The 17,876-nt window shown below is 63.9% G+C and carries 13 protein-coding genes and 1 pseudogene; 6 read left to right on the top strand and 8 right to left on the bottom strand.

All coding sequences use genetic code 11. The annotated features are described in order from the left end of the window. Positions 1–845 (bottom strand): annotated as a pseudogene (locus tag EAV90_RS00615) (ABC transporter permease). A gap of 226 nt (positions 846–1,071) precedes the next feature. Further along, complete coding sequence (locus tag EAV90_RS00620) at positions 1,072–2,043, bottom strand: aliphatic sulfonate ABC transporter substrate-binding protein (RefSeq protein ID WP_164936716.1); 972 nt, start codon at positions 2,041–2,043, stop codon at positions 1,072–1,074. A 186-nt stretch (positions 2,044–2,229) separates the two neighbouring features. Here EAV90_RS00620 and EAV90_RS00625 point away from each other — a divergent pair, with 186 nt between their 5' ends. After that, positions 2,230–5,019 carry a [protein-PII] uridylyltransferase gene (locus EAV90_RS00625; RefSeq protein WP_122406237.1) on the top strand — a complete coding sequence of 930 codons (2,790 nt, stop codon included), beginning with the start codon at positions 2,230–2,232 and terminating at the stop codon, positions 5,017–5,019. 113 nt (positions 5,020–5,132) lie between these two features. Here the strand turns inward: EAV90_RS00625 and EAV90_RS00630 are convergent, their stop codons facing one another. Continuing rightward, positions 5,133–5,663, bottom strand: coding sequence for a methylated-DNA--[protein]-cysteine S-methyltransferase (locus tag EAV90_RS00630; RefSeq protein WP_122406997.1), 531 nt, complete (start codon positions 5,661–5,663; stop codon positions 5,133–5,135). 99 nt (positions 5,664–5,762) lie between these two features. Between EAV90_RS00630 and EAV90_RS00635 the strand changes: the two genes are divergently transcribed. The 3 genes from EAV90_RS00635 (at position 5,763) to EAV90_RS00645 (ending at position 8,907) form a co-directional block, all read left to right on the top strand. Continuing rightward, positions 5,763–6,119 (top strand): DUF1304 domain-containing protein, encoded by a 357-nt coding sequence (locus EAV90_RS00635; protein WP_244608060.1) that lies wholly within the window; start codon positions 5,763–5,765, stop codon positions 6,117–6,119. Between the two features lie 134 nt (positions 6,120–6,253). Further along, positions 6,254–7,480, top strand: a complete 1,227-nt coding sequence (locus tag EAV90_RS00640) for an ABC transporter substrate-binding protein (RefSeq protein WP_129142299.1) — start codon at positions 6,254–6,256, stop codon at positions 7,478–7,480. A 200-nt stretch (positions 7,481–7,680) separates the two neighbouring features. Next, positions 7,681–8,907, top strand: coding sequence for an ABC transporter substrate-binding protein (locus EAV90_RS00645; protein ID WP_164936717.1), 1,227 nt, complete (start codon positions 7,681–7,683; stop codon positions 8,905–8,907). Between the two features lie 117 nt (positions 8,908–9,024). Here EAV90_RS00645 and EAV90_RS00650 read toward each other — a convergent pair whose 3' ends face one another. Then, positions 9,025–9,450 (bottom strand): DUF1330 domain-containing protein, encoded by a 426-nt coding sequence (locus tag EAV90_RS00650; protein WP_129142301.1) that lies wholly within the window; start codon positions 9,448–9,450, stop codon positions 9,025–9,027. A gap of 170 nt (positions 9,451–9,620) precedes the next feature. Here EAV90_RS00650 and EAV90_RS00655 point away from each other — a divergent pair, with 170 nt between their 5' ends. Continuing rightward, the gene (locus EAV90_RS00655; protein ID WP_129142302.1) at positions 9,621–11,831 is read left to right on the top strand and encodes a transglycosylase domain-containing protein; all 2,211 of its coding nucleotides are present in this window, start codon (positions 9,621–9,623) and stop codon (positions 11,829–11,831) included. Between the two features lie 367 nt (positions 11,832–12,198). Here the strand turns inward: EAV90_RS00655 and EAV90_RS00660 are convergent, their stop codons facing one another. From EAV90_RS00660 to EAV90_RS00675, 4 genes are all read right to left on the bottom strand, one after another. Then, the gene (locus tag EAV90_RS00660; RefSeq protein ID WP_129142303.1) at positions 12,199–13,038 is read right to left on the bottom strand and encodes a M48 family metallopeptidase; all 840 of its coding nucleotides are present in this window, start codon (positions 13,036–13,038) and stop codon (positions 12,199–12,201) included. A gap of 218 nt (positions 13,039–13,256) precedes the next feature. Next, a complete protein-coding gene (locus EAV90_RS00665) occupies positions 13,257–14,585 on the bottom strand; it encodes a polyhydroxyalkanoate depolymerase (RefSeq protein WP_122406243.1) in 1,329 nt (442 codons plus the stop codon). 121 nt (positions 14,586–14,706) lie between these two features. Further along, positions 14,707–15,525, bottom strand: coding sequence for an ABC transporter permease (locus EAV90_RS00670; RefSeq protein WP_129142304.1), 819 nt, complete (start codon positions 15,523–15,525; stop codon positions 14,707–14,709). 52 nt (positions 15,526–15,577) lie between these two features. Next, the gene (locus EAV90_RS00675; protein WP_129142305.1) at positions 15,578–16,381 is read right to left on the bottom strand and encodes an ABC transporter ATP-binding protein; all 804 of its coding nucleotides are present in this window, start codon (positions 16,379–16,381) and stop codon (positions 15,578–15,580) included. Positions 16,382–16,489: 108 nt separating this feature from the next. Here EAV90_RS00675 and EAV90_RS00680 point away from each other — a divergent pair, with 108 nt between their 5' ends. Next, entirely contained in the window at positions 16,490–17,812 is a 1,323-nt protein-coding gene (locus EAV90_RS00680) for an ActS/PrrB/RegB family redox-sensitive histidine kinase (RefSeq protein WP_122406999.1), read from the top strand. The last annotated feature ends 64 nt before the right edge of the window (positions 17,813–17,876 follow it).

Genomic DNA, 17,876 nt, shown 5'->3' on the forward strand with positions numbered 1-17,876 from the left:
TCAAGCTCCCTTTGCCCGCCCGAAGGCGTCCTGCCAGCGCAGGAACGGCGCGGCGGCAAGCTCGATCAGCCAGTCGGTGAGCTTGCCGAGGATGGCGAAGATCACGATCGCGGCCAGGATCTGCGCGGGCTTGCCGAGCTGCTGGCCGTCGAGCAGGAGATAGCCGAGGCCTTCGGAGGCGCCGATCAATTCGGCCGCGACCACGAACATCCAGCCGAGGCCAAGACCGATGCGCAGCGAGACGACATAGGCTGGCAGCACCGCGGGCAACAGGCGCGGCGGATCATGGCGAACCCGGAGAGGCGAAAGACGCGTCCGACCTCGACGATCTTGCGATCGACCGAGAGGATGGCGCCCATCACGCCGAGATAGACCGGGAAGAACACGCCGATCGCGATCAGCGCGACCTTCGAGGTCTCGAAGATACCGAGCCAGAGGATGAACAGCGGCACCCAGGCCAGCGACGGGATCGCGCGCAGCGCCTGCACGGTCGGATCGAGCAGCCGCCGCGCCAGCGACCAATAGCCGGAGATGGCGCCCAGCAGCGTGCCCGCGACCACGCCGAAGGCGAAGCCGCGCGAGACGCGCCACAGCGTCGCGGCGATGTGGTGAACCAGCTCGCCGGAGCGGGCAAGCTCGGTGATGGTGGTGAAGATGCGAGAGGGCGGCGGCACCAGGCGCCCGTTCGACCAGCCGGACCAGACCACGAGCTCCCAGCCGAGCGCGAGCGTCAGCGGCAGCAGCACGCCCAGCATCGGCCGCGCACAACGCGACAGAAGCGACGGCGCGGCAGCACTCGCGGCTCTATCAGAAGTTTGTTGCAGAACTGGCGCGTCGGAGATCATGGCCGGTAGGAACCGCGTCTGGTCGGGGAATGCAACACTACTATTGCCGCGGCTACTGCTGCTCTCTTCCTTCTGTGGCCCCTTGTGGGGAAGGTGGCGCGACGCGCCGGATGAGGGGTTCTCTCCACTCGCAACACTGATCGTGAGGATAGATACCCCTCACCCGGCTTCGCTTTGCGAAGCCACCCTCCCCCCCAAGGGGCCCACAAGGGGGAGGGTTACGACATCAATTCGTCGGCAGCGGGACCTGGTCGTCGATCAGGGCGTCCAGCGTCGCCTTCACGTCGAGCTTGGCATCGACGACACCGGCTTGCTGGAGAGCGAGGCCGGCGGCGAGAATCGATTCGCGTTGCGGCGCACCGATGCGGCTGTGGGTCAGCTCGGTGCGCTCCTTGAGCTGCTTGTCGACGACAGCCTCGGGCAGTTTCGTGACCGCGATGAAGATCTTCTTCAGCTCGTCGTAATTCGCCAGCGAATATTTGCGCGCCTCCTCGTAGACCGCGAGGACGCGGCGCGCAATGTCGGGATAGTCCTTCAAGAACTGCTCGCGCACATTGAGGATGCCCCAGGTGTTGGCGTCGGCCTTGCGATAGAACAGTTTTGCGCCTTCCTCGACCTCCGCCTGCGCCATCATGGGATCGAGCCCGGCCCAGGCATCGACGTCGCCACGGATCAGCGCGGTCTTGCCGTCGGCATGCTGGAGCAGCACCGGGGTAATCTCCTTCTCAGTGAGGCCCGCTCCTAACAGCGCGCGCACCAGGAAGATGTGCGGATCGGTGCCGCGGGTCACGGCGACGCGCTTGCCCTTGAGGTCGGCGACGCCGGCGATCTTGGAGTCCTTGCCGGTCACCAACGCGGTCCACTCAGGGCGCGAGTAGACATAGATCGACTTGATCGGGTTGCCGTTGATGCGGGCGACCAGCGCCGCCGAGCCGGCGGTCGAGCCGAAGTCGATCGAGCCGGCGTTGAGGAACTCAAGCGCCTTGTTGGAGCCGGCCGACTGCACCCAGGTGACCGTGATACCGTCCTTGGCGAACTCTTTCTCCAGGAGCCCCTTCTGCTTCAGGACCAGCGACACCGGATTGTAGGTCGCCCAGTCGATGCGGATCTCCTTGATCGGGTCCGCCGCCTTGGCCGCGGGAGTCAATGCGAGCGCCACAGCTCCCGCCAGAAGAATACGTCGTGCAATCCCAGCCATGCTCGGCCTCCTGAGAAACTTCATTGTTTTTCAATGAGTTATAGCTAGAGGTCAACGAGAAAATCCGCCCCTGCAAGCGCGCGGCCCGAGAACAGGTTTGCGCAAACCCGCGGCTTTCCAGCATGGAACGCCTATGCCAGAGAATGGCGGGTGACAGCGCCTCTCGCCTCTTATATCGGGTGAGACATGGACAGCGTCGCGATTGAAAAGAAGCCAGAGACGGATGACCGCTTCGACACCGCGCGGATCACCGCCGCGGTCGATGCGCTCGCCGAAAAACATGAGGGCCGCGAGGACGCGTTCCGCACGGCGATGGCGCAATTGCTCAAGGCCGAGCTGATTGCGGCGCGCGCCGCAGCCCAGGCGATCCTCTTGAAGGACCGTCACGGTCGCCGCTGCGCCGAACGGCTGTGCCACGTGCAGGACGAGATCATCCGCATCCTGTATTCGGCTGCGACCCGTCATCTCTACCGCTCGCCGATCCCGAGCGGCGCCGAGCGCATGGCGGTGGTGGCGACCGGCGGCTATGGCCGCGGCCTGATGGCGCCGGAATCGGATATCGATCTGCTCTTCATCCTGCCCTACAAGCAGACCGCCTGGGGCGAGCAGGTCGCCGAAGCCATTCTCTATTGCCTCTGGGACATGGGGTTGAAGGTCGGTCACGCCACCCGTTCGGTCGACGAATCGATCCGGCAGGCGCGCGGCGACATGACGATCCGCACTGCGATCCTGGAGACGCGCTTCCTCACCGGCGACAAGCCGCTCTATGACGAGCTGGTCGAGCGCTTCGACAAGGAAGTGGTGCAGGGCACCGCGTCGGAATTCGTCACCGCAAAGCTTGCCGAGCGCGAGGAGCGGCACCGCCGCGGCGGCCAGTCGCGCTACCTGGTCGAGCCCAACGTCAAGGACGGCAAGGGGGCCTTGCGCGACCTGCACACGCTGTTCTGGATCGCCAAATACGTCTATCGCGTGCGCGATACCCACGAGCTGGTCGGGCGCGGCGTGTTCGACGCGCAGGAATATCGCAGCTTCCGCCGCTGCGCCGATTTCCTCTGGTCGGTCCGCTGCAATCTGCATTTCTACTGCAACCGCGCCGAAGAGCGCCTCTCCTTCGACCTCCAGCGAGAGATCGCGGTGCGGCTCGGCTACACCTCGCATCCCGGCATGCAGGACGTCGAGCGATTCATGAAGCACTACTTCCTGGTCGCCAAGGAAGTCGGCAATCTCACCGCCATCCTTTGCGCCAAGCTCGAGGACCAGCAGGCCAAGCCCGCCCCCGTGCTGAGCCGGATGATGGCGCGGTTGCGACCGACCGCGGTGAAGCGGCGTGTCCCTGACAGCGACGACTTCATCGTCGACAACAACCGCATCAACGTCGCCGCACCCGACGTCTTCAAGCACGATCCGGTCAATCTGATCCGCATCTTCCGCCTTGCGCAGAAGAACAACCTCGCCTTCCACCCGGATGCGATGCGCGACGTGACGCGCTCGCTCGGCCTGATCAACGCGGGCTTACGCGAAAATCCCGAGGCCAACCGGCTGTTCATGGAGATACTGACCTCCGAGAATGCGGAGATCGTGCTGCGGCGGATGAACGAGACCGGCGTGCTCGGGCATTTCATCCGCGCCTTCGGCAAGATCGTCTCGATGATGCAGTTCAACATGTATCATCACTACACCGTCGACGAGCACCTGATCCGCTGCATCGGCTTCCTGCAGGACATCGAGCGCGGCGGCATCGAGGAGTTCGCGCTCGCCAGCGACCTCATGCGCAAGACCCGGCCCGAGCACCGGCCCGTGATCTACATCGCAACGCTGCTGCACGACGTCGCCAAGGGCCGGCCGGAGGATCACTCCATCGCCGGCGCCAAGGTGGCGCGGCGGCTCTGCCCGCGGCTCGGCTTCAGCCAAGCCGATACCGAGCTCGTGGCATGGCTGATCGAAGAGCATTTGACGATGTCCACGGTCGCGCAGTCGCGCGACCTCTCCGACCGCAAGACGATCGAGAATTTCGCCGCCGTGGTGCAGTCGGTCGAACAGATGAAGCTGCTGACCATCCTGACCACGGCCGACATCCGCGGCGTCGGTCCCGGCGTCTGGAACGGCTGGAAGGCGCAGCTGCTGCGCTCGCTCTATTATGAAACCGAGCCGGTGCTCACCGGCGGCTTCTCGGAGGTCGATCGCGGAAAGCGTCTCGCTGCCGCCTACGCCGAGTTCCGCATGGCCTTCGCCGAATGGCCCGCCGACGAGCTCGATGCCTATATCAGCCGGCACTATCCGGCCTACTGGCTCAAGGTCGAACTGCCGCGCAAGATACGCCATGCCCGGTTCGTCCGCTCCAGCGAGCAGGCCGGCCACAAGCTCGCGATCAACGTCGGCTTCGACGAGGTGCGCGGCGTCACCGAACTGACGATCTTCGCAGCCGACCATCCCTGGCTGCTGTCGATCATCGCGGGCGCCTGTGCCTCGGCCGGCGCCAACATCGTGGACGCCCAGATCTACACCACGACTGACGGCCGCGCGCTCGACACGATCTCGATCTCCAGGGAATACGACCGCGACGAGGACGAGGGACGGCGCGCCACGCGCATCGGCGAGATGATCGAGGACGTGCTGGAAGGCAAGCTGCGCCTGCCCGAAGCCGTGGCGCGGCGCACCGTGCGCAGCAAGGCAAGGCCCTTCGTGATCGAGCCGGAAGTGACGATCAACAACCAATGGTCCGATCGCTACACCGTGATCGAGGTCTCCGGCCTCGACCGGCCCGGCCTGCTCTACGAGCTGACCACCGCGATCTCCAAGCTCAATCTCAACATCGCCTCAGCGCATGTCGCGACCTTCGGCGAGCGCGCCCGCGACGTGTTCTACGTCACGGACCTCCTGGGCGCGCAGATCAACGCGCCGACGCGGCAGGCTGCGATCAAGAGCGCGCTGACCCATGTGATGGCCGGCGACAAGGCGGTGCAGCCGGCGGCGTGAAGCGCTCGTCATTCCGGGGCGATGCCGAGCATCGAACTATGGTGCGCAATTGCGCACCTGAGAATCTCGAGGTTCCGGATTCGCCCCGGTGGGCGCTCCGGAACGACAGGGTCCTAAGCCTCCACCCCTTCATGCCGCAGCAGCCAGCGCTTGCGCGCCAGCCCGCCGCCATACTTCACCAGCGAGCCATCTGCACCGATCAGGCGATGGCAGGGCAGCACCACGCTGATCGGATTGGAGCCGTTGGCATGGCCGACGGCACGAATCGCTTTGGGCGTGCCGATCTTTGCGGCGAGTGCACCGTAGCTCAGCGTTGTGCCAGCGGGGATTTGCGCGAGCGCGGTCCAGACCTTTTGCTGGAATGGCGTGCCGGCGGTGCGCCACGCGATCTTCGAGAGCTGACCGAGTTCGCCTTCGAAATATCCAGACAACGCCGTCCGCATACCCGCAGGCGCAGCATGATCACTCAGATCCACCGCGCCGTAATGCAGGCGCAACAGCCCGCGCATACGGTGCTCGTAATCCTCCCAGTCGAGCGCGCGCAAGACACCAGCAGCATCGGTGACGAGCAGCGCTATCCCGATCGGCGTCGTCAAGCGGTCGAGACCGAAGCTTGCAGATGTCTTGGTTGGTCGAGCGGCCATTGCCACACCATTGCGTCGAAACACTTCCATCGCACTTGCCATGCCGGCCGTGCTGACGTCCACCCGAAAGCTGATGCTTTGGGGAAGCTCACCTTGATCCTGATCGCCAATGTCCTGGTGGCGCTGGTCGCGGCGCTGCACGTCTTCTTCCTGGTCCTGGAGATGTTTCTCTGGGACAAGCCGCTGGGCCTGAAAGTGTTTCGCAATACGCCTGACAAGGCCGCGATCACGAAGGTGCTGGCCGCCAATCAGGGTCTCTATAACGGCTTCCTCACTGCCGGCCTGGTCTGGGGTCTGCTCCATGGCAACCCGGTCTTCGCGTTCCAGATCAAGGTATTCTTCCTGCTCTGCGTGATCGTGGCCGGCGCCTATGGCGCGGCGACCGTCAGCACGCGGATACTGATCGTTCAGGCGCTGCCGGCGGCGATCGCGCTGATTGCACTGTTTCTCGCCTGAGACGCTACGGCGCAGCGGCGCGATCCTTGCGCGGCGGCGAACCTTCCTCCACAATCTTCGGCAGCGATGGCGACCGTTGCGATCAACGGAGAAAGACCGTCGGCCGAAAATTCCGTCAGGAGGAACAACCCAACATGAACAATCGCAGAGCCTTCATAGCTGCCACTGCGGCGCTCGCCTTCGCGCTCTCGACCAGCCACGCCCTCGCCCAGAAGAAATACGACACCGGCGCAAGCGACACCGAGATCAAGATCGGCCAGACCGTGCCGTTCTCCGGCCCCTATTCCGTCTATGCCAATATCGGCAAGACCCAGGCCGCTTACTTCAAGATGATCAATGATCAGGGCGGCATCAACGGCCGCAAGATCAATTTGATCCAGTATGACGACGCCTATTCGCCGCCGAAGACGGTGGAGCAGGTGCGCAAGCTGGTCGAAGGCGACGAGGTGCTGTTCACGTTCCAGCTGATCGGCACTGCCGCGAACGCGGCCGTGCAGAAATATCTCAACGGCAAGAAGGTGCCGCAGCTCCTGGCCTCGACCGGCGCGGCGCGCTTCAACGATCCGCAGAATTATCCATGGACCATCGCTTACAATCCGAACTACGTGTCCGAGGGACGCATCTACGCAAAATACATTCTCGCCAATCATCCCAACGCCAAGATCGGCGTGCTCTACCAGAACGACGACATGGGCCGCGACTATCTGGCCGGTCTCAAGAGCGGCCTCGGCGACAAGGCCGCCAGCATGATCGTCGGCGAGGTCTCCTACGAGGTCACCGACCCGACCGTCGACTCGCAGGTGGTCAAGCTGAGGTCGATGGGCGTCGACCTGTTCTATGATGCCTCGACGCCGAAATTCGCGGCGCAGGCGATCAAGAAACTCGCCGATCTCGGCTGGACACCCGTGCACATCCTCGACATCAACGCGAGCCCGGTGTCGGCGACGCTGAAGCCGGCCGGCCTCGACATTTCCAAGGGCATCATCTCGACGAACTACGGCAAGGATCCCGGCGATCCCCAGTGGAAGGACGATCCGGGCGTCAGGGCTTTCTTCGCCTTCATGGACAAGTATTTCCCGGAGGGTGACAAGCTCAACACCGTCAACACCTACGCCTATTCGGTCGCGGAGCTATTGGTGCAGGTCTTGAAGCAATGCGGCGACGATTTGACGCGCGAGAACGTCATGAAGCAGGCCGCCAACATCAAGGGCTTCGTACCGAGCCTGGCGCTGCCGGGCATCAAGATCACCACCGGGGCGAACGACTATCGCGTCAACAAGCAGATGCAGATGATGAAGTTCAACGGCGAACGCTGGGAGCTGTTCGGGCCGATCATCGAGGACACGGGCCCGTCGGGTTAGGCCGAGAACCGATCTCGTAGGGTGAGTTAGCCCGAGCAGATGCGCTCCGCGCATCCGCCCGTCCGACTCACCCTACAAAGGACGAGCGCACTCCGCCTTGCGTCGCAACAGCTCCTCCGCCACACTCGCGCTCAGCGATGGCACCGAAGGCGCAGTGCGCCCGCCAGACCATCTGCAATAACAAACGGAGGAAATTGCGAATGAGGAATGGAATGCTGCATTTGGCCACGGCAACGGCGCTGACCCTGGCGCTGTCGATCTCTGCGGCCAATGCCCAGAAAAAATATGATCCAGGTGCCAGCGACACCGAGATCAAGGTCGGCCAGACCGTGCCGTTCTCGGGACCGGCATCGGCCTATGCGACGATCGGCAAAGCCCAGGCCGCGTATTTCAAGATGATCAACGATCAGGGCGGCATCAACGGCCGCAAGATCAACCTGATCCAGTATGACGACGCCTATTCGCCGCCGAAAGCGGTCGAGCAGGTGCGCAAGCTCGTCGAGAGCGACGAGGTTCTCTTGACCTTCCAGATCATCGGCACGCCTTCGAACGCCGCCGTGCAGAAATATCTCAACGCTAAGAAGGTCCCGCAGCTGTTCGCGGCCACCGGTGCCTCGAAGTTCACCGATCCCAAGAACTTCCCGTGGACCATGGGCTACAATCCGAACTACTTCGTCGAGGGGCGCATCTACGGCCAGTACATTCTGAAGGAGCATCCGAACGCCAAGATCGGCGTGCTCTATCAGAATGACGACCTCGGCAAGGACTATCTGAACGGCCTCAAGGCCGGCCTCGGCGACAAGGCCGCCAAGATGATCGTGACCGAAGCCTCCTACGAAGTCTCCGACCCGACCGTCGATTCGCAGATCCTCAAGATCAAGGATGCCGGCGCCGACCTATTCTTCAGCGCGACCACGCCGAAGCAAGCGGCGCAGGCGATCAAGAAGATCGCCGAGCTCGGCTGGCACCCGGTGCAGATCGTCGACATCAACGCCACCTCGGTTGGTGCGGTGATGAAGCCGGCGGGGCTCGACGCTGCCAAGGGCGTGATCAGCGTCAACTACGGCAAGGATCCGCTCGACCCGACCTGGAAGGACGATCCCGGCATGAAGAAATATTTCGACTTCATGGCGAAGTACTATCCGGACGGCGACAAGGATTCGAACTTCAACGTCTATGGCTACGGCACCGCCCAGCTGCTCGCCCATGTGCTGCAGCAGTGCGGCGACAACCTGACGCGCGAGAACGTCATGAAGCAGGCCGCCTCGCTGAAGGACGTGGCCGGCGACACCGCCCTGCCCGGCATCAAGGCCAACACTTCACCGACTGACTACCGCGTCAACAAGCAGCTTCAGATGATGAGGTTCAACGGCGAGCGCTGGGAGCTGTTCGGCCCGATTCTGGAGGATGCGGGCCCGGCGGGTTAGTAGGTGTTCAAACTCTGAACGGCAATCGGCGACCTTCTGGCCGCCGATTTTTTTTGAAGGGCTTCGCCCAACCGCTCGCGCCTCGGGATGACGGGGTGAGATGCGGCTTGCTGACGTCTACGTCGGTATCTCCCCAAAATTCTTCCCCACGGGCAGCACCGCGTGCCGGATCAGCCGTGAATCCTCCACCGCGGCCTGGCGGTGCTTGACCGCCTCGCGATAGACGGGATCGCGGATCATCTCGACAAAGGCGGCGACGCTGGGATATTCGGCGATGAAGCAATGATCCCAGCGTTCCTCCTGCGGGCCGATCAGCATCAGCTCGAACTTGCCCTGCCAGACGATGCGGCCGCCGAGACGTTCGAACACCGGGCCGCTCTCGCGGCCATAGGCCGCGTAGGCTTCCGCGCCGCTGGCCTTGCGGCCGTCAGTATAGGCCGCCTCCTTCCGCAAGCGCACCAAATTGAGCATGTGGATCGGGCCGGGGCGGTCGTTCTCCCGGAATTGCGCGAAGATCTCCTTGGTTGGATCGATGTGGCCCATGCGAGTTTCCCTCTTTGTTGACGCGTGCGATCCTAGCCCTGCGGCCCCGGAACCGGAACTGCGGCGGGCGAATGCCGCATCTCCTAATTGCGCGTTAACGCCGGGGTAACCCGGCCTTAAACAGCGGCCGCTAGCGTCTCGGCGGGGCGGGCTGACCGGGCGTATTGCGTATGGCGTGGGGAAAGAAGAAGGGTGCGCGGAAGGAGCCGCTGTTCGGCTTGCCCGCGGCGCTCGCCGATCTGCGCCTCACCCCGGCGGACCGCATTCCCGGCGGGGACGACAAGCCGAAGAAATCCGCAAAATCATCCGCCAACCGCAAGAGCGAGGATGCCGGCGACGAGCCGCCGCGCGAGCGCAAGCCGCCAGCCAGCCGCAGCGGCGCCAAGCGGCGCCCAAGGTCACGCGGCGGCTTCAGCCTCGGCCGCCTGGTCTATTGGGGCGCAGTGCTGAGCCTATGGGCCGTCATCGCCATAATCGGCGTCGTGATCTATGTCGGCGCTCATCTGCCGCCGATCCAGTCGCTGGAAATTCCTAAGCGCCCGCCGACGATCCAGATCGTCGGGATCGACGGCAGCATGCTGGCGCAGCGTGGCGAGATGGCCGGCGCCAATGTCGCACTGAAGGACTTGCCGCCGTATTTGCCCAAGGCGTTCATCGCCATCGAGGACCGCCGCTTCTATTCGCATTTCGGCATCGACCCCGTCGGCATCATGCGTGCCCTCGTGACCAACGTGCTCCATCGCGGCGTCTCGCAGGGTGGTTCGACGCTGACGCAGCAGCTCGCCAAAAACCTGTTCCTGACCCAGGAGCGCACCATGCAGCGCAAGCTGCAGGAGGCCGAGCTCGCGATCTGGCTGGAGCGCAAGCACTCCAAGGACGAGATCCTGGAGCTCTATCTCAACCGCGTCTATTTCGGCTCCGGCGCCTACGGCGTCGAAGCTGCCGCGCAGAAATATTTCGGCAAGTCGGCGAGGAGCGTCACCATCGCCGAGGCCGCGATGCTCGCCGGCCTCGTCAAATCGCCCTCGCGCCTTGCGCCGAACCGCAACCCCGAAGGCGCCGAAGCGCGCGCGCAAGTCGTGCTCACGGCGATGGCGGATGCGAAGTTCATCACCGAGGCGCAGGCGCAGGCCTCGATCGGCCATCCCTCCTACAATGTGAAGCCGGTCGGCGCCGGCACGATCAACTACGTCGCCGACTGGATCGGCGAAGTGCTGGACGATCTGGTCGGCCAGATCGACGAGAGCATCAAGGTCGAGACCACGATCGATCCGAAGCTGCAGAGCGTGGCGGAAGCCGCCATCATCGACGAGCTCGCCGCCAAGAGCGTGAAGTTCAATGTCAGCCAGGGCGCGCTGGTGGCGATGACGCCCGACGGCGCCGTCCGCGCCATGGTCGGCGGGCGGAACTATTCCGAGAGCCAGTACAACCGCGCGGTGACCGCCAAACGCCAGCCGGGCTCCTCGTTCAAGCCGTTCGTGTATCTCACCGCACTCGAACAGGGGCTGACGCCTGATACCGTGCGCCAGGACGCTCCGATCGAGGTCAAGGGCTGGAAACCCGAGAACTACACTCACGAATATTTCGGCGCGGTGACGCTGACGCAGGCGCTGGCGATGTCGCTCAACACGGTCGCCATCCGTCTCGGCCTCGAGGTCGGGCCAAAGAACGTGGTGCGCACCGCGCACCGGCTCGGCATCTCCTCCAAGCTCGAGCCCAATGCGTCGATCGCGCTCGGCACCTCCGAGGTCTCGGTGGTCGAGCTGGTCGGCGCCTACGCGCCGTTCGCCAATGGCGGCCTCGCGGTGACGCCGCACGTCGTCACGAGGATCAGGACGCTCAGCGGCAGGCTGCTCTACATGCGCCAGGCGGACGAGCGCAACCAGGTCATCGACCCCCGCTATGTCGGCATGATGAACACGATGATGCGGGAGACGCTGATATCGGGCACCGCCAAGAAGGCGGAGATCCCGGGTTGGCCGGCGGCCGGCAAGACCGGCACCAGCCAGGATTACCGCGACGCCTGGTTCATCGGCTACACCGCGAGCCTCGTCACCGGCGTCTGGCTCGGCAATGACGACAACTCGCCGACCAAGAAGGCGACGGGCGGCGGCCTGCCGGTCGAAGTCTGGACGCGTTTCATGAAGGCGGCGCACGAAGGCGTGCCGGTCGCGAGCTTGCCGAGCTCACCCGGCGGCTGGGGCCTGTCGAATCTCGCGCAGGCGGCCTCGCAGGTGTCGCCGCCCACGCCGGCGGGACCGCCACTCGCGAACGCTGGCGGCTATCGCCCGCCGCCTCCCACGCGCGCCAATGTGCGGCCGGAAGCTGCGGCCGGGCTCGACGGCTGGCTGATGGACCGGCTGTTCGGCGGCAATCGATAGGTTTTGCCTGAGGTCCCGGCGAGCTCAGAACAAAAACTGCGAAAACAACCCCATGCACAGTAGAACGCGGCATCAGGCGTGACGCCGGGTGGATCGTGCGAAGCGTTTGACGCGACGGGGTTAATTGGACCGCGGCGCAATCGCCGCAAAGTGTGGCGAGAATCGAGCAAGACGACCTGGATGTTGCCTCACCCTCCGCTGTCATTCCCCGCGAAGGCGGGGAATCCAGTACGCCGCGGCCTCTCGATTTGAATCACTGCGGCCTCTGGGATACTGGATCGCCCGCCTGCGCGGGCGATGACACCTCCCAAGATGCCAACAGCATGATCTTTCCGGAAAACCGCTTCGCACTTTTCCGGATCATGCTTTAGTCCTCGATCCCATACCGGTGCAGATCGTTGCCGTACGTGTCGAGCCACTTCTTGGCGCGCTCCATCGACGGGCAGACCTTGCCGCATACGCGCCAGAACCGCGCCGAGTGGTTCATCTCGACGAGATGTGCGACCTCATGGGCGGCGAGATAGTCGAGCACGAAGGGTGGCGCGAGGATCAGGCGCCAGGAGAACGACAGAGAGCCGGCAGAGGTGCAGGAACCCCAGCGGCTGGACTGGTCGCGGATCGAGAGCCGCTTGACCCTGACACCGAGCTCGGCGGCGTAGGCTTCCGCCGAGCGCTGCAAGTCGCGGCGCGCCTCGCGCTTGAGGAAGTCGCTGACGCGGCGGTCGACGTGTTCAAGGCCGCCGGCGACGCAGAGAATGCGCTCACCGCTGTCGCGCATCTCGGTCCACACCGTGCCGCGCTGGCCGGCGCGATGAACGATGCGATGGGGCGTGCCGCGCAGCGGTATCACCGTGCCTGGCTGGAAGGGTGCGGCCTTCGGCAAGCGGCCAAGGCGCGCGGCGATCCACGCGCCGTGACGCTGCGCGAAATCCTTGGCTTCGGCGAGCGTGCCGCGCGGCGGCATGGTGAGGATGGCTTCGCGATCGCTCGGATGAATTCTGAGCGTGTAGCGGCGCGCGCGGCGGTGCCGGCGCAATCGGATGGCAAAAAATTGCGATCCGTGGGTGATGACGAGGGTCTTCGGTTCGTGGGGCCGACGATAGAGGAGTGCGCGAGTGGCCATGTCTGACAGTCCGGGGGGCAGGAGAGCGCCCGGATTCTGCCATAACCGCCGCCAGGGAAAGCGCTCGGCGCAAAAACAAATCATTTGCCCAATATACAGCGGTCAGGCGTCCGGGAGGCCCTACAGACTGGGGTTGGAACCATCAATTTTCGCCCCCGCTGGATGCATGCGACACCCCCAAGGGGTGAATAGAGACTCACTCCTACGAGGCTACCTAAATACCGCGAATCTGGAGGGAACTTGCCCCCGCTGGAAGCTCCGCCAGGGGCTGAGATTTCGACGGGAAAGCCGAAATCTGGAGGTTATTCGGCCGCAAGAGCCTGCAACGAGCTCGGATTCGAAGCCGAAACCATGAAATCGTGAATCCGCGGCACGATCTCCGACTTGAAACGCGATCCGTTGAACACGCCGTAATGTCCGACGCCCTTCTGGACGTAATGAACGCGGCGATGATCGGGAATCGCGCTACACAATGTGTGCGTAGCTTCGGTCTGACCGAGACCGGAGATGTCGTCGTTCTCGCCTTCGACCGTCATCAACGCGACGCGCTTGATCTTGGAAGGATCGACGCGGGTTCCGCGATGGGTCATCTCGCCCTTCGGCAGCGAGTGCTTCACGAAGACGGTGTCGACCGTCTGCAGGTAATACTCGGCCGAGAGATCCATCACCGCGAGATATTCGTCATAGAAGTCGCGATGCTTGTCGACGAGGTCGCCATCGCCCTTCACCAGATTGGCGAACAGCTGCTTGTGGGCATCCATGTGCCGGTCGAGATTCATGCTGATGAAGCCGTTGAGCTGCAGGAATCCCGGATAGACGTCGCGCATCATGCCCGGATGCGGGAACGGCACCTTGGTGATGACGTGGTTGCGGAACCAGTCGATACCGCGCTCCTGGGCGAGGTTGTTCACCGCGGTCGGATTGCGGCGGGTGTCGATGGGTCCGCCCATCAGCGTCATCGAGGTCGGCACGAACGGATCGCGCCGTGCTTCCATGATCGAGACGGCCGCGACGACCGGCACGGAGGGCTGGCACACCGCCATCACATGGGTGTTGCCGCCGAGAATGTGCAGCATCTCGATGACATAGTCGATGTAGTCGTCGAGATCGAAGCGGCCTTCGCTCAGCGGCACCATGCGGGCATCGGCCCAGTCGGTGATGTAGACCTCATGCGCCGGCAGGAAGGCCTCGACCGTGCCGCGCAGAAGCGTCGCATAATGGCCGGACATCGGGGCCACGATCAGTACGCGCGGCTGAGGGCTGCGCAGCGGGCGGGCGAACTTGCGGTCGAAGTAGAGCAGCTTGCAGAACGGCTTTTCCCAGACCGAGCGGATTTCGACGGGGACGCGGATGCCGTTGACCTCGGTGTCGTCGATACCCCATTCCGGCTTGCCATAGCGGCGCGTGGTGCGCTCGAACAATTCGCAGGCCGCGGCGACCGACTTGCCGACCTCGGTGCGAGCCCAGGGATTGAGGGGATTCTGAAACAGCAACTTGGTTGCGTCGGTGACCGCTCGTGCCGGATTGAGAGAGGCTTGAGCCATCTCGTACATCCAGTACATCGGCGTCGTCAGGACCGGACTGCCTTCTGCAGCCAGGGGCGGCGCGCCGCCGAACTCACCAATGGGCATCGTTATATTCCTCTTCGCATCGCAACATACTGCCGGATGCGCAATATTGCGTCAATGCGTGGTTCCGTACATCTACGTAGCCGAAACGAGTAAATCAGCCTGAATCCACGGGAAAGTGACGTTATTCGCCGCTCGAGAGCAGCGAGCCGTGCCTTCTGGCGCTGCGCAATAGGGCAAGGAATGCCCCAAAAGAAGCAACCAGCAGCACCGCGTTGATGGCCAACGCCTCCAGCATCAGATCGGTCCTAAAGGCGTGCTCGATCAGCAGCGCGCGCATTCCCTCGAAGGCGTAGGTCGGCGGCAACGCCCAGGCGACGTATTGCAGCCAGGCAGGGAGCACGCTGACGGGATAATAGACGCAGGCCAGCGGCAGGATGGCGAACATCAGGGTCCAGACGATGCTCTCGGCGCCGAGGCCGTTGCGCAGCACCAGGCCCGAGACGAAGATGCCGACCGACCAGCTCGTGAAGATCAGATTGCAGAAGAACGCGATCAGCGGCAGGCCGAGGGCATAGACGTTGAAGTGAAACAGGACCAGCGCGAGCAGGGTCATGGGGATGATCCCGATCGCGAGCCGGATCAGGCTCATGACCATCAGCGACAGCAGAAACTCGATCGGCTTCACCGGACTCATCATGAGGTTGCCGATGTTGCGCGCCCACATCTCCTCCAGGAACGAGATGGAGAAGCCGAGCTGGCCGCGGAACAGGATGTCCCAGAGGATGACGGCGCCGATCAGCGTGCCGCCGGCGCGCGCGAAGAAATTGGCGTTCTCGGCGATGTAGAGCTGGAGGAAGCCCCAGGTGATGACCTGCAGTGCCGGCCAGTACAACAGCTCGAGCAGCCGCGGCCAGGACGACATGAGGAGGTACCAATAGCGCAGGATCATCGCGCCGATGCGATGGACGGATATGCCGCGGTGGAGGGAGAGTTCGGTCATGGGTGCACCGCGCAGCTCGGATGAGACCCGTTACCCCATCTACGATTGCAGCTCACCTCGCCGCCTCCTTTGCGCCGTTCACCCGGCCGCGCGCGACGTCCAGAAACACCTCCTCCAGCGTGGTGCGGTTGTAGCGGGCCATGATCGCCTCCGGTGCGTCGTCGTCCTCGATCCGACCGCGTTTCATGATGATGACGCGGTCGCAGAGCCGCTCGACCTCGAGCATGTTGTGCGAGGCCAGCAGGATGGTGGCGTTTTTGTTCCGGCGGTACCGCTCCAGATGCGCGCGCACCCAGTCGGCGGTATCAGGATCGAGCGAGGCGGTCGGCTCGTCCAGGAGCAGCAGCTCGGGCTGGTTGATCAGCGCTTTCGCCAGCGCAACGCGGGTCTTCTGCCCGGCGGAGAGCTTGCCGTTGGCGCGGTCAATGAAATCGCCGAGGTCGAGATCCTCGGCGAGCTCAGCGATGCGGTCGGCGAGATTCTTCACTGCATAGAGCTTGCCGAACACGGTGAGATTCTGCCGCACCGTGAGCCGCATCGGCATGTCGACGTAAGGGCTCTCGAAATTCATCCGCCCCAGCACGGCTGCGCTGTCCTCGGGCATCCTGTGACCGAGCACCTGGACGCGGCCGGAGGTCGGCAGTACCAGACCCATGATCATCGCGATGGTCGTGGTCTTGCCGGCGCCGTTGCCGCCGAGGAGCCCGGTAATGCTGCCGCGCGCAAGCGAAAAGGAGATGTCGTCGACGGCGCGGGTCTGCTTGTAGACCTTGACGAGGTGATCGACCGCGATTGCCGCGGGCGAAATGCGATCCGCGACAGTCGGCCGACTTGAAGCCTTGTCATTCTCGGTCATGCTGGCCGTTCTTCTGCTATTGCAGCGAAGAGCGCAAGGCTTGTAATTCCTGGCAGGTTCCGTGAGCCGCGCGTTTGTGACTTGGAAGGCACCGCCACATTGGCCGATATGACCGAAATTGCCGATTCCGACTTCCGCCACGCGCAGCGGCATATCCGCCTCGACACCATCCTGCGGCTGCGTTGGCTGGCGGTGCTGGGCCAGCTCGCCGCGATCTTCATCGTGGCCCAGGGGCTCGAGTTCAACGTCGAGATCGTCCCCTGTGTCAGCATCATTGCGCTGTCGGCGACGCTCAATCTGGCGCTCCAGACCGCGGCCAATCCGATGCGGCGGCTGGAGCCGATGCAGGCGGCTGGCCTCCTCGCGCTGAACATCGTGGAGCTGGCAGGTCTGCTGTTCTTCACCGGCGGACTGCAGAACCCGTTCTCGTTCCTGTTCCTCGCGCCCGTGCTGATCTCGGCGACCGCGCTGCCGGCCCGCTTCACCTTCGGCCTCGGCCTGCTCGCGGTTGCCTGCGCGTCGGCGCTGTTCTTCTTCCATTTTCCACTGCCGTGGGATTCCGAAGATCCGTTGGTGCTGCCGCCGATCTATCTCGTCGGCGTCTGGCTCTCGATCGCGCTCGCGATCGGCGTGACCAGCCTCTACTCCTTCCAGGTGACCGAGGAAGCGCGCAAGCTTGCCGACGCGTTGGCCGCGACCGAGCTGGTGCTGACGCGCGAGCAGCATCTGACCCAGCTCGATGGCCTTGCTGCCGCGGCCGCGCACGAGCTCGGCACGCCGCTCGCAACCATCTTCCTGATCTCGCGCGAATTGGAGAAGACGGTGAAGGACGCGAGCATCGCCGCCGACCTGAAGACCTTGCGCGAGCAGACCCAGCGCTGCCGCGACATCTTGAGCAAGATCACCCAGCTCTCCTCCACCGGAGCACCGTTCGACCGCATGAAACTGTCGGAGCTGATCGAGGAGGTGGTGGCGCCACACCGCGATTTCGGCGTCGAGATCAAGGTTCGGATCGCGGTGGCGGCGGCGTCCGAGCCGGTCGGCTCGCGCAATCCGGCAATCCTCTACGGTATCGGCAACATCGTCGAGAACGCAGTCGATTTCGCTCGCACCACCGTCGAGGTGAACGCCTGGTGGAACAAGGACAATATCGAGCTCGTGATCTCCGACGATGGCCCCGGCATTCCGCCCGATATCCTCAATCGGATCGGCGAGCCCTATCTGTCGCGGCGGCGCACCCAGGATGACGGCGGCGGCGAACGGCGTGGCCTCGGCCTCGGCGTGTTCATCGCGCGAACCCTGCTCGAACGCACCGGAGCCAAGGTCTCGTTTACCAACCGGATCTTTCCGGAACACGGCGCCGTGGTTCAGATCACATGGCCGAGACAGCGTTTTGAGGCTATCGAGACGCTCGAACAAACAATAGGATAGCCGCGACCTTGCGTCGCACAACGGGGCGGATCGACGATTTGCCGCCTTGGCACCGCGCGATTGC

The sequence above is a fragment of the Bradyrhizobium vignae genome (genome assembly GCF_004114425.1).
In the GTDB taxonomy this organism is placed as follows: Bacteria; Pseudomonadota; Alphaproteobacteria; order Rhizobiales; family Xanthobacteraceae; genus Bradyrhizobium; species Bradyrhizobium vignae.